Genomic DNA, 11330 nt, shown 5'->3' on the forward strand with positions numbered 1-11330 from the left:
TCCGCGTTGCCGGCCGGTTTTCAATACCCTTCGTCGGACATTCGGTTCCGGCCACAAACAGGTTCGCTCGCGCCGTGAACCTTGTGTCGAGACACCAGTCATACCCTGCGTTTTCCCCCACTCCTTTCGTCGTCATCTCATCCGAGTTGTCCGTTCATGCGCCAAACCGTCGTTGCCTTGCGCTTTTCTTCGCTGTGCCTGTTTTCCCTGCTCCCCGTTTTTGCCAGCCCCGCCCACGCCGATGGGCAACGGCAACTGGTCGACGCCATCAACGACTATCGCGCCCATCCGCAACGTTGCGATCGGCGCCCCACGCAACGCTTGTCACCCCTGACGCTCAAATCGAACCTGGCCTTGCCCGTTGGCTATGGCGGTGGGTTGCGGGACCGGTTAAAGGCTTCCGGCTATCAGGCGACCATGGTGCGTTCTATGCGCGTGGTGGGTGCACGGGATGCCGAAGAAGCCTTCGAAATGTTCCAGGACGAGCACTGCGCCGCACTGCTGGACAACCAATACGCCGATATCGGCGTCAGCCGCGCCGGGAGCGAGTGGCAAGTGGTGCTGGCGCGGCCGGTGCTCGACCGGCAAACCGCCGATCCCCGCAGCGCCGCCCAGGCGTTGCTGGCGCAGGTCAACGCTGCCCGGGCCAAGCCGCGCCTGTGTGGTCGCCAGCGATTCGCCGCCGCGCGGCCGCTGTCCTGGAGTGCGGCCTTGGGTTCCGCAGCACAAAATCACAGCAAGGACATGGCCTACGGCAACTATTTCGCCCACCAGGACCGCGACGGTGACATGCCCGCCGACCGCGCCAGGGCTGCCGGCTACCGTGGCCGCCAGATCGGTGAAAACATCGCCGCCGGGCAAGGTTCGCCGAGCAAGGCCATGGCCGGTTGGCTCGCCAGTCCCGGACACTGCGCCAACCTGATGAACCCGATGTTCACCCAGGTCGGTGCCGCGTACGCCGCCAACGCCCGCAGCGACAACGGTGTTTACTGGACGATGCTGTTTGGCGCGCCTTGATCCGCCGGCCAGACTCACTTTGCGGGCATAGAAAAGGTTCTCGACGGGAAACTGTAGGAGCCAGCTTGCTGGCGATGGACTCCAGTGCGCCGCGTTTATCCGGTTCACCCGCGTAATCGTTAACGACCATCGCTGGCAAGCCAGCTCCCACAAGGGGCCATGCCCACGCTGAAACTGTAGGAGCCAGCTTGCTGGCGATGGACTCCAGTGCGCCGCGTTTATCCAGATCACCCGCGTTATCGTTGACGACCATCGCCAGCAAGCTGGCTCCTACATCGTGAAAAAACCAAGGCATTAAAAAGCCCGCACTGGGCGGGCTTCATGGGTGAGTACAAGTAGGTGGCCGGTGCTGGTCTCCGGCTTACAAGGTTTATCAGGCCTCCCACAAAAGAGTCGTGAAACCGTAATGGAACTCTTCTGCTTCACACGGCATAAGGGCTGGATCCCAGCGCGGGGATCTTTCTAACCGTGTACCCTTCGGAACGCGCCCCACGTCTCCTTGCTATCCTTTTGCGCATCAGTCTGCGTCTTCACCTACAAGGTTGAGGATAGCAAAACAGGGACGATTGCCAACCGGGCTTTTAGACCGATTTCGACCAGCAGAAAACATGGCAGGACGGAAAAAAACTATTGATACAGGAATGACTTTACATGGATGAGTTTCACCAGGGCAGCTGCCTTTGCGGCGCGGTCAAATATGGCGTGTCGAGCGAGCTGAAAGCTCTCACCCATTGCCATTGCAGCCAATGCCGAAAGAGCCATGGGGCGGCGTTTGCGACCTACGCGAGCGCGCCCGCCTCGTCGCTGTCGATCATGAGCGGCACTGATTCGCTGATGGCGTATCAATCGTCAAAAGGTGTCACGCGGCAGTTCTGTTCCCGTTGCGGATCTTCGCTGTTCTGGACTGACTCGACAGGCGCGTTTTCCGAGTGGGTTTCGATTGCCCTCGGCTCGCTGGATACGCCGCTACGGACGCGCAAGCAAAAACATGTTTGCGTCGGCTCGAAAGCGGATTGGTACGAGATCAGCGATCAGCATCCACAAACGGACTGAGTGGTGGGAGCGGGCTTGCTCGCGAAAGCGGCGTGTCAGACGACATTGATGCTACCTGATACACCGCCTTCGCGAGCAAGCCCGCTCCCACAGGGGTAAATGGGTGTACACAGATCCGTGCATCACGAAGGCCGACGCACCACCCTCACCTTGCCGCTTTCGCCGCCACCGCAGAACAACCGCTCGCCGCCATCGGACTCCAGTCCCGATACGCCGACGCCTTCGGGCAGCCTGAGGCTCTCGAGTACTTCACCGGTTTGCGAGTCGATGCGCCGCAACTCACTCTCGTCGCCCTCCCAGGTGCCATGCCACAGCGAACCTTGCACCCAGGTCACACCGGTAACGAAACGGTTGGATTCGAGGGTGCGCAGGATCTTGCCGGTCTGGGGGTCGATCTGGTGGATCTTGCGTTCGCGGTACTGGCCCACCCACAACGTCCCTTCGGCCCAGGTCAGCCCCGAATCAGCACCGGCGCCGGGGGCCGGAATCGTCGAGAGGATGCGGCCGGTGCGAGGGTCGATCTTGTGGATGCGATCGTCGGCGATCTGGAACAGATGCTCGCCATCGAACGCGGTGCCGGCATGGGCAGCGACATCGATCGAGCCCAGCACCTTGCCGCTTTCCGGGTCCAGGGCGTTGATTTTGCTGTTGCTGGCGAACCAGACCTTTTCGCCGTCCCAAGTGACGCCGCACACATGATCGACCTCGGCAAACGGGCCATATTCACGAATGACTTCAGCAGTTGCGTGTTTCATCTGGCAATCCTCAACGGGGGTTGGTGGCGTTCATCCTAGCCACCGGGCAGCGGCGCCGGGAGTAACAAGGTCGTCGCGAATCCCGGCACGGGCGGCGTCATCCAGCGCCGCGCGCGGCCTCGACCAAACCACTGCACCTTGCCCTGCTCCGCCAGCGTATCGAGCGCACGCTGCACCGTGCGCTGGCTGATACCCAGCGCCAGGGCCAGGGCGGAACTCGACCACGACTCGCCATCGGCGAGGCAGGCAAATACCGCGGCAAATTTTTCCTCGACCGGATGCGCCAGTGTCACCACCTCCGTGCACACGGACGTTTGCAGGGCAAAACCCCGGGGCGTCGCGATGACGCCGGCCAACGGCTTGAGCGCTTTACGCAGCCGGCCGATTTCCACGCGAAGCCGGGCACGATGGGACTCATCCGAGAGCTTCAGACGGAACGCCCGGGCGATCAACGTTTCCCGCGCAACATCGGCGGGCCAGGTTTCGGCCAGGGTGCGGGCGAGCACGAACAGGATCGGCCGCGTCGCGAGCGACACCGACATGCCGCAACCCCGCACAACGTACCGGCAGGCGTCCACCACCAACGCCGTTGAACCGAGCAAGGCTTCGACTTCATCGAGCAGCAGCGCTCGCTCCTCACCCCGGGCAATCAGGCGTGCCGCGGGTGCGTCGAGCAAGCGCGCAACCTGTTCGACTTCAGCGATCAGCGCAGCAATCCCCGACTGACCGGCAGCCTGCCCGGCTCGCGTCAACGCCTCCCGTGCCGCGTGCGATTGCAGGCGGCGAATGGCGATCCCCGCCAGCACCAGTTCATGGGTGGTGCGCAAGGCCGGCGGCAAAGGGCCGGGGTCGAGACTGGCCAGCAACTGCTGCGCCTCATCGAGCTGTCCGATCAACAGCAAACGGCGGATGTGCAGATACCGCGCATGAGCGGCATTGACCCGGTCACCGTGCTGTTCAAGGGTGACCCGCGCCGTTTCGAGCGCCTTGACCGGCCAGCCGAGATCCCGCGACGCCAGGGCGATTTCGGCCTCGGCCACCACGCATCGGGCACGGGCCAGCACCTCCCTGGGCGAAAAGGCCCGTTGCGCACGCTTGACCAGCGCCCGGGCGCGCACCAGATCGCCCAGTTGCGCCATGGCGATACCGCGCAGGGCCAGCGCCGGTGCATCGTCGCGCAAGGCCACGCGGTCCAGTGCCCCCAGCGGATTGCCCGCCGCCAGCGCCTGGGCGGCGGCCGTGATCATCGAGTCCATCGAAATCCCGCCACGCTTGTCACTCCCACCATTCGATACCCGGGTTTAGTCTAATTCACGACCTTTCACCAGGAGCGTACAGCGATGAACACGCACCTACGGTCGGTGATCGGGTACACAGTGGCGCCATCACCCTGGTTGATGAACGGGAACGCGCTGTCGCCGCAGACTTGCTGGTAGACCGCGTTAAAGGCATGGCCACTCAGGTTGTGAGTGAACAGGGCATGGTCAGGCTCCTCTTGACCGTATTTCATACCTGTAAAGGATGTCTCCGGTTTCTACCAAAACTACTGCCGGCATGGTTTTCTGGGATACACGTGAGCGGTTTTTTTTGCATGTGAGAATCTGAAAAACCACCAACTCCAGTTTTCCAGGCTACGGTCAAAAAAAGATTAAATAATCGGGAATATGGAGTTCGCTCAACCTGGAAAGTTAAATCGAGAAAGAATTCTGTAGGAAATATCTCTCTTGAGAAAAAGAAAGTTTACCTCACGCATAGGACGAAGCTGACTTAACAAACAATCTATGCACTTTAAAATTCTTTCGTACAGCGCCTGACCTGTATAGGCGACACACAAAGCCGTCACTTGCAAGTAGATTGGCTTACTGGACAGAGGTGATATCGTGTTAATAATCATTTCGCTAGCAATGACTTTATTCTTGTGCCTCCCAGTAAAGGGTTTCGCATTACTTATAAAATCGAAATTCGGCGGCAACATTCGAAGCGAACATCTTCATGCATTCATCAATCCAATTATAATCTCCATTATAATTTACTCCGCTCCAAAATTGACGATTTTTCTAGGCTATCAACCTTGACGACTCATTCCTCATATACAACAGGATTGGGAGCCATAGCTGGCTCGCCACGAACACGCCCGACAGAATAAAACCATAACAAGATACGATAGTGAGAGGAAGAGCATGAGCAGGGATACCTTGAAAAGACTTAAGCTAAGAGACCAACTATCAGTAGACCCTTTTAAAATCTTTTCATTATTTGAAAAAACCGTACTCGCTTACATAGCGATAGGTTTAGTTCTTATTGTCATGAAAAAAAACAAGTCTAATAGAAGCAAGCCTGGACAGCGCTACATGCGCAACAACAGGCTATTTAGTCATGACCACCAAGCTATTCTATCATGACGAATCGCTTTCTGAGCTAACAACCCATACTGATATAAACCCAGACAAACTGAAGAGCGCAATGCTCGCCATCGATTATTCAGAAAGAGAAGATGGCATCTACTACCTCAAGAAAAGAATGTTCGCATTTTTTACTTCTGCAAATCCGAGTTAATTACCTACAAAGCTAACGATGAAACGGCCACCCTTACAGGACCACACAACAAGCCACTAAAACTTTCAAATATAATAGTATGAGGTCGCTACAGGTGCGGCGCCGTGCAAAAGTAAAAACAGTAAATTCCCGAGAGCGAAAATTATTGTTCATCTCTTGTTGAACCGGTCCAAACCGTGGAGGGTTCACAACCAATAACGAGCAATGCAATGCGGATTCCCGTGCAATCCGGCAACAGTGTCTATCCCGCCGACCGATTTTTGCGCCCCCGCCAAACGCCTAACGCTTTAACCACGAGGTGAAGATCATGAAACTGTTGAACATCGCACTCTTGCTTGCGCTGGCCAGCGCCGGCACCCAGGCCTTGGCAGACGACAGTCACGCGACTGCCACCACCTGCCAACTTCCGGTTGAAACCTCCACGTACGGCACCAGGCTTGATATCAAACGCGTCATCGAAGTATCGGACATCGCCAACGAATGGGACCGGTCCCGGCGCGCATGACCTATGAAGATTCCCGGGGCTAACGCCGCACTATTGAATATCAAGTCATGGACAGCAAAAGCTCGCGGCATCGAGAATTTTTCATCAAGGGCGAGCGCCCGGAATGAGTGCTTGAGAAGTTCCGCGCGTGGCCGTCGTCGAGCAGCAACGGGTGTAATCACGCCGGAGGAATCGTCGCCAGCATACCGATCAGGATGGTCAACAACAGAAAACCGCCGAGAAAAATCGTCATCTTGGCCATGCGGCCTCCCACACTATGAATTGGCGGTACAGCGAGCGCCCAGTGCTGCCGTACCGGAGATTTATTGTGGGCTGGTGGCTGTATCCGTTACAGAGGCAGATTGCACTGAAAAATACGGATCAGATGCGTTTTCAGGCTGTGCTTCAGGGCGTTTTGCACAGAGGAGTTTGCGGCCGATGTCCACAAAAGGCGTGACGATCAAACCCTTCATCGTCAGGTAACGTTCGTGATCCTGCTCCCCGGTGCCGAAGGCGATGACCTCGGGTGTGGACCGGGTGACGTACAGCGTGCCGAACATCCAGTCCCACAGCGACAGGTTGATGCCGAAGTTCTTGTTGAAGTGTCGTGGCGCATCACTGTGATGGATCTGGTGTTGAGCCGGGCTGCTCAGCACCCGCTCAAGCACCGGCCCGAAGGACAACCAGACGTGGCTGTGACGCAGGTTGGCCGCGAGGCAATTGAAGATGAACACCATGTAGGTCACGCCAAACAATGTGTAGCGGCTGATCTCTCCCCCGCAGGCGTACCAGAAGAAACCGGCAAAGGCGCCGATACAGATGATGTCCGTGAGCTTTTCGACCACTTCTTCCAGGAAGTGCACGCGACTGGCCGTCGCCGGCACCAGCACGGGCGCCGAATGATGGACTTTGTGGAAGGCCCACAGATACCGCGAATGAAACGCGCGATGGCCCCAGTAATGGCTGAAATCCTTGACCAGAAAAACGCCCAGCCCATAGAGCAGGGTCAGCGCCAGGTGCTCCTCCACTTGCGTGCGCGCGCCCCACAGCCCGGTGAAGAAGGCGATGTAGTCCGCCGAGCGCAGCACGTACGGATCGACCAGACCGACGATGGGCAGCACCAGGGCAACCTTGAGGATGGCCAGTACGAAGTAATAGCGGTAGTCGAGCAGCGCCGAGCGGTGCAGGTAAACCCGGCTGCCACCGATGAACTGAACGAAGGAGCGCGCGTCGGTCAAACCCCGGGATTTGCGGTACCGGAACAGGCAATAAGCGACGCTGTAAGACATGCAGAGAAAGGATAGACCGAGTCTGCCGTTGAAGTCGAAAATGCCCAGGAACTGCCGGGTGACCGGCTCGATGACCCACTGGGATAAATAAAGATGGATTGCGGCAAGAACATCCATACCGGACTGCCCGACGTAAATGGAAGGGCAATTGTAAATGAGAATGAGTCTTTAGTGTGCTGAATTATGTCCCGTTATCAGCCGCCCAGCGCAATGATCGCAAGGATCAATACACCTCCCGTAGCGGCCATGATCACCCCTCCCTGCCACTGCGTGGCGCCAGCGTATCTGGCGAGCATCCAGCCTGCGATGAACAGCACCACGAGCCCGATCAGGTTGGACAAACGGATGGCGAGCGCCGTCTGGTCGAGCAGTATGAACGGCACCACCAGCGGAAAGGTCGAGCCCACCACCAGCAGGAAAACACCGAACGCGCCCCTGAAGTCGTTCCAGCCGAGGCCGGCCCTGATCGGCAAGGGCGGCTGTTCGAGCAGCCGTCGGCGCAACAGTTCCAGACCCTCGCTGCCGGCAGCCGTCGCGAATTGCAATGGCAACACCTGCGCAATCAACGCCTGACCGGCCGCGGCGTCCGCGCCATTGCGCAGGGCCAGGTACAGCTTGATCCTGCGCGTGCGCTCGACCAGTGCGCGCAACAGGTACATGACCGCATCGGCCAGTCCCCAGGCGAGATTGCAACCGAGCGCGGCCAGCATCATCGTGCGTTCGGCGGCCTGGTCTGCCGTGGCCACGCTGATGGTGCCGGTGAACGTCATGGCCATCAGCAGGCCGAAGATCACCTCGGTAATGCGCTCGACAGGGTCAAGTACAGGCGCCCTCTCGAATTGATCATTGCCTGGCATGAATTCACCTCCCCCTGGGCTGCCTGCACGGTACCGGTCGACGCTTCGGCCAGGCACCGGTTGCCCGGGCTGGATATCCGCATCCCCGTCAAGTGTAGATTGAACGGCTACACTCATGCGCACACGTTATCTGCTTCAAGAGGAGTGGTTCATGCTTGATTACTTCGCGTTGGGCCTGCTGATTTTTGTCGGGCTCGTCTTGTTCTACGGGATCATCCTGCTCCACGACATCCCCTATGAAATTGCCGTCCACCGCAACCACCCTCACCAGGATGCAATCCACGCCACCGGCTGGGTCAGCCTGTTCACCCTGCACGCGCTCTGGCCGTTCCTGTGGATCTGGGCGATGGCCTATCGAGAGGACCGGGGCTGGGGTTTCAGTGACGGACACTCACCCAAGAGCCATGTGGTTCACCTCGAACAACAGGTCGCCGAACTGCAAGGCCGGATCGAGCGCCTTGAGGCGGCGACGGGCACGCCACAGAGCAGGCGGCCAACGGACAATCTCGGCGAGGGCATTTGAGCCATGGATCTCTTACTCATACTGACGTATGCGGCACTCTGCGTTGCCATCTTCAAGATCTTCCGCATCCCCCTGAACAAATGGACGGTGCCCACGGCGGTGCTGGGCGGGATCGTGATTATCGGCGCGCTGATTTTCACCATGAACTACAACCACCCCTACTCCGAGGTGGCGCGTTCCTATTTCGTATCGGTTCCGGTGATTCCCGTGGTCAGTGGCCAGGTGATCGACGTGCCGGTCAAGACCAACCAGCCTCTGGAAAAAGGCGATGTGCTGTTTCGTATCGACCCGGCGCCTTTCGAGTACCGGGTCAAATCCCTCAAGGCACAGCTGATTGCCGCCCAGGCCGATCGTGTGCGGATCACCGAGTTGATCAAGCGTAATTTCAGCACTCAACGGGAACTGGATATGGTGGTTGCCCGGACCGACGACCTGAAGGCACAACTGGACAACGCGCAGTACGAACTCGACAACACCACGGTGCGTGCGCCCAGCAAAGGCTTCGTCACCCATGTTTCGCTGCGTCCGGGCATGATGGCGACCAAATTGCCGCTGCGCCCTTCGATGGTGTTCATTCCCGCCGAGGGGCATTACCTCTCGGCGTGGATGCGACAGAACAGCCTGTTGCGCCTGACCGAGGGTGATGAGGCCGAAGTCGCATTTGACGGCATTCCCGGGAGGGTGTTCGAAGGCAAGGTCAAAACCGTGGTGTCGGTCATCGCCGAAGGCCAGATCCAACCGTCGGGCACGCTGATCGGTTTCACCGGTTCGCCACCGGCCGGCCGGGTACCGGTGATCATTGAAATCACCGATCCCGACTATGCCCAGTACGCCGACCTGATGCCCGGCGGTGCCTACGGCCAGGCGGCGTTGTACAGCCAGCATTTCCATCACATCGCGATGATGCGCAAGATCCTCCTGCGCATGGCTGCCTGGATGAACTACATCTTTCCGTTCCACTAACCCGCCAGCGTCGGCAACGGGCTCAATCCTTGAATTGGGTCAGTTGCCGGCTCAGCGAACCGGCCTGGTCGCACAGTTGCAACGACTGATCGAGCAGGCTGCGGATCGCGGTGCTTGAAGTATCGGGCGTGGCATTGAGGGGGTACGGCGCTAGAGAATCCAGTGGAGCAGCAGCTGCGAGGCAATCCAGGGAGAGGCCTGGGTCACCGCCCATGCCAGCAGTGCGCACACGAACAGGTAGCCCGCAAAGAACTTGAACATCGCGCTGTTGCCCATGCAGCCCTCCCGGCTTTACAGCCATACGGGGCGTTCAATGCGAATGCGTAACCATTACGATGCGCGTCTCACCCGTAAAGGATTCGATCGCCCGAATGGTGTGCAGTTCCATAGGCCGGGTAATTCACAGGCTTGCCCACCCTTTGCATTCGACCTGACCCATCATCGGCGCCGGCAGGTCAACGCGCTCAAAGGGTCAACGCCATCGCCAGTACGCCGGACAACGCCAGCATCATCAGCAACGCAACAAACATCAGACTCAACTGAGCGAGCTGCTTATAAAGGTGTGTCGATCGTTTCGTGATCAGAGCAATGGATTTAGTCGTGGAAGCCATCACCAATTCTCCCTTTCCCGCCGCACATGTAATAGCTCTCGCGAACAATTGGCCGGGCTGGCCGTCGGTGGCGATCTGAAAGATGACTGCACGTTGGGTGCAAGCGCGTTGTTAGCCCGTGACGTGTTCCGGGAAGGAGCATCGTGCAGGGCGGGCTTGACCTGAGCAGTAAGGCGATGGCGTTGCATGCTGGCGTCGCTGGCTTCATTTTTTCACCCCTCGCGTCATGGGACGAAAACTGTTGCGGGTACCAAGGGGTTAAGCAACGAATGAGCCATCACTACGGGGCCAAGAAAAAGTCCGAATTAATGAACAAGCTGTTTGACGGTGTGCCAGGCGAGACGCAAATTTGGTGAAAAAGGCCCGGTCAGGTGGGTGTAATAACCCATGTGTGGGGATATCCGCGGCCCTATTTCTGTAGGAGCGAGCTTGCTCGCGATAAACCCGAGAGCACCGCGGGGTACCCGGCAACCCGCGTTATCGTTGACGACCATCGCGAGCGAGCTCGCTCCTACAGGGTTTGTGTTTTCACCGGCGGCCAATGCCATCTGTAGGAGCGAGCTTGCTCGCGATAAACCCGAGAGCGCCGCGGGGTACCTGCCAACCCGCGTTATCGTTGACGACCATCGCGAGCGAGCTCGCTCCTACAGGGTTTGTGTTTTCGCCGGCGGCCAATGCCATCTGTAGGAGCGAGCCTGCTCGCGATAAACCCGAGAGCACCGCGGGGTACCCGGCAACCCGCATTATCGTTGACGACCATCGCGAGCGAGCTCGCTCCTACAGGGTTTGTGTTTTCGCCGGCGGCCAATGCCATCTGTAGGAGCGAGCTTGCTCGCGATAAACCCGAGAGCACCGCGGGGTACCCGGCAACCCGCGTTATCGTTGACGACCATCGCGAGCGAGCTCGCTCCTACAGGGTTTGTGTTTTCGCCGGCGGCCAATGCCATCTGTAGGAGCGAGCTTGCTCGCGATAAACCCGAGAGCGCCGCGGGGCACCTGCCAACCCGCGTTATCGTTGACGACCATCGCGAGCAAGCTCGCTCCTACAGGGTTTGTGTTTTCGCCGGCGGCCAATGCCATCTGTAGGAGCGAGCTTGCTCGCGATAAACCCGAGAGCGCCGCGGGGTACCTGCCAACCCGCGTTATCGTTGACGACCATCGCGAGCGAGCTCGCTCCTACAGGGTTTGTGTTTTCGCCGGCGGCCAATGCCATCTGTAGGAG

Annotated in this window: 11 protein-coding genes and 1 pseudogene; 5 read left to right on the top strand and 7 right to left on the bottom strand. The window is 58.7% G+C overall.

Features of this window, described 5'->3' with window-relative positions; all coding sequences use genetic code 11:
* Positions 1-156: 156 nt before the first annotated feature.
* Together BSF40_RS28320 and BSF40_RS28330 are read left to right on the top strand one after the other, a co-directional pair.
* The gene (locus BSF40_RS28320; RefSeq protein ID WP_095967812.1) at positions 157-1017 is read left to right on the top strand and encodes a CAP domain-containing protein; all 861 of its coding nucleotides are present in this window, start codon (positions 157-159) and stop codon (positions 1015-1017) included.
* 651 nt (positions 1018-1668) lie between these two features.
* On the top strand, positions 1669-2070 hold the full coding sequence (locus BSF40_RS28330) for a GFA family protein (RefSeq protein ID WP_095967814.1): 402 nt from the start codon (positions 1669-1671) through the stop codon (positions 2068-2070).
* A gap of 122 nt (positions 2071-2192) precedes the next feature.
* Here BSF40_RS28330 and BSF40_RS28335 read toward each other — a convergent pair whose 3' ends face one another.
* The 3 genes from BSF40_RS28335 to BSF40_RS28345 all read right to left on the bottom strand — a co-directional run bounded on the left by BSF40_RS28335 (position 2193) and on the right by BSF40_RS28345 (position 4335).
* Entirely contained in the window at positions 2193-2825 is a 633-nt protein-coding gene (locus tag BSF40_RS28335; protein ID WP_095967815.1) for a PQQ-binding-like beta-propeller repeat protein, read from the bottom strand.
* 35 nt (positions 2826-2860) lie between these two features.
* Positions 2861-4081: a helix-turn-helix domain-containing protein gene (locus BSF40_RS28340; protein ID WP_095967816.1), complete on the bottom strand. Its 1221-nt coding sequence runs from the start codon at positions 4079-4081 to the stop codon at positions 2861-2863.
* Between the two features lie 65 nt (positions 4082-4146).
* Positions 4147-4335 carry a hypothetical protein gene (locus tag BSF40_RS28345; RefSeq protein ID WP_095967817.1) on the bottom strand — a complete coding sequence of 63 codons (189 nt, stop codon included), beginning with the start codon at positions 4333-4335 and terminating at the stop codon, positions 4147-4149.
* 1353 nt (positions 4336-5688) lie between these two features.
* Here BSF40_RS28345 and BSF40_RS28355 point away from each other — a divergent pair.
* Positions 5689-5909, top strand: a pseudogene (locus BSF40_RS28355) (DUF2790 domain-containing protein).
* 279 nt (positions 5910-6188) lie between these two features.
* On the opposite strand, the gene BSF40_RS28360 reads toward BSF40_RS28355, so the two are convergent.
* Together BSF40_RS28360 and BSF40_RS28365 are read right to left on the bottom strand one after the other, a co-directional pair.
* Entirely contained in the window at positions 6189-7271 is a 1083-nt protein-coding gene (locus tag BSF40_RS28360; RefSeq protein ID WP_095967819.1) for a sterol desaturase family protein, read from the bottom strand.
* A 77-nt stretch (positions 7272-7348) separates the two neighbouring features.
* Positions 7349-8011: a hypothetical protein gene (locus BSF40_RS28365; RefSeq protein ID WP_095967820.1), complete on the bottom strand. Its 663-nt coding sequence runs from the start codon at positions 8009-8011 to the stop codon at positions 7349-7351.
* Positions 8012-8162: 151 nt separating this feature from the next.
* Here BSF40_RS28365 and BSF40_RS28370 point away from each other — a divergent pair, with 151 nt between their 5' ends.
* Together BSF40_RS28370 and BSF40_RS28375 are read left to right on the top strand one after the other, a co-directional pair.
* Entirely contained in the window at positions 8163-8534 is a 372-nt protein-coding gene (locus BSF40_RS28370; protein ID WP_095967821.1) for a DUF3302 domain-containing protein, read from the top strand.
* Between the two features lie 3 nt (positions 8535-8537).
* Positions 8538-9497 carry an HlyD family secretion protein gene (locus tag BSF40_RS28375; protein WP_095967822.1) on the top strand — a complete coding sequence of 320 codons (960 nt, stop codon included), beginning with the start codon at positions 8538-8540 and terminating at the stop codon, positions 9495-9497.
* Positions 9498-9647: 150 nt separating this feature from the next.
* On the opposite strand, the gene BSF40_RS33255 is transcribed toward BSF40_RS28375, so the two are convergent.
* Positions 9648-9773, bottom strand: a complete 126-nt coding sequence (locus BSF40_RS33255; protein WP_256589615.1) for a hypothetical protein — start codon at positions 9771-9773, stop codon at positions 9648-9650.
* Positions 9774-9961: 188 nt separating this feature from the next.
* On the bottom strand, positions 9962-10108 hold the full coding sequence (locus BSF40_RS32830) for a hypothetical protein (protein WP_172435770.1): 147 nt from the start codon (positions 10106-10108) through the stop codon (positions 9962-9964).
* Between the last annotated feature and the right edge of the window lie 1222 nt (positions 10109-11330).

The sequence above is a fragment of the Pseudomonas sp. ACN5 genome (genome assembly GCF_002303975.1).
In the GTDB taxonomy this organism is placed as follows: Bacteria; Pseudomonadota; Gammaproteobacteria; order Pseudomonadales; family Pseudomonadaceae; genus Aquipseudomonas; species Aquipseudomonas laurylsulfatiphila.

Coding starts and splice junctions, on each gene's coding strand:
- BSF40_RS28330 (WP_095967814.1), top strand. CDS start 1,669: ATGGATGAGTTTCACCAGGGCAGCTGCCTTTGCGGCGCGGTCAAATAT.
- BSF40_RS28320 (WP_095967812.1), top strand. CDS start 157: ATGCGCCAAACCGTCGTTGCCTTGCGCTTTTCTTCGCTGTGCCTGTTT.
- BSF40_RS28335 (WP_095967815.1), bottom strand. CDS start 2,825: ATGAAACACGCAACTGCTGAAGTCATTCGTGAATATGGCCCGTTTGCC.
- BSF40_RS32830 (WP_172435770.1), bottom strand. CDS start 10,108: ATGGCTTCCACGACTAAATCCATTGCTCTGATCACGAAACGATCGACA.
- BSF40_RS33255 (WP_256589615.1), bottom strand. CDS start 9,773: ATGGGCAACAGCGCGATGTTCAAGTTCTTTGCGGGCTACCTGTTCGTG.
- BSF40_RS28375 (WP_095967822.1), top strand. CDS start 8,538: ATGGATCTCTTACTCATACTGACGTATGCGGCACTCTGCGTTGCCATC.
- BSF40_RS28370 (WP_095967821.1), top strand. CDS start 8,163: ATGCTTGATTACTTCGCGTTGGGCCTGCTGATTTTTGTCGGGCTCGTC.
- BSF40_RS28345 (WP_095967817.1), bottom strand. CDS start 4,335: ATGAAATACGGTCAAGAGGAGCCTGACCATGCCCTGTTCACTCACAAC.
- BSF40_RS28360 (WP_095967819.1), bottom strand. CDS start 7,271: ATGGATGTTCTTGCCGCAATCCATCTTTATTTATCCCAGTGGGTCATC.
- BSF40_RS28340 (WP_095967816.1), bottom strand. CDS start 4,081: ATGGACTCGATGATCACGGCCGCCGCCCAGGCGCTGGCGGCGGGCAAT.
- BSF40_RS28365 (WP_095967820.1), bottom strand. CDS start 8,011: ATGCCAGGCAATGATCAATTCGAGAGGGCGCCTGTACTTGACCCTGTC.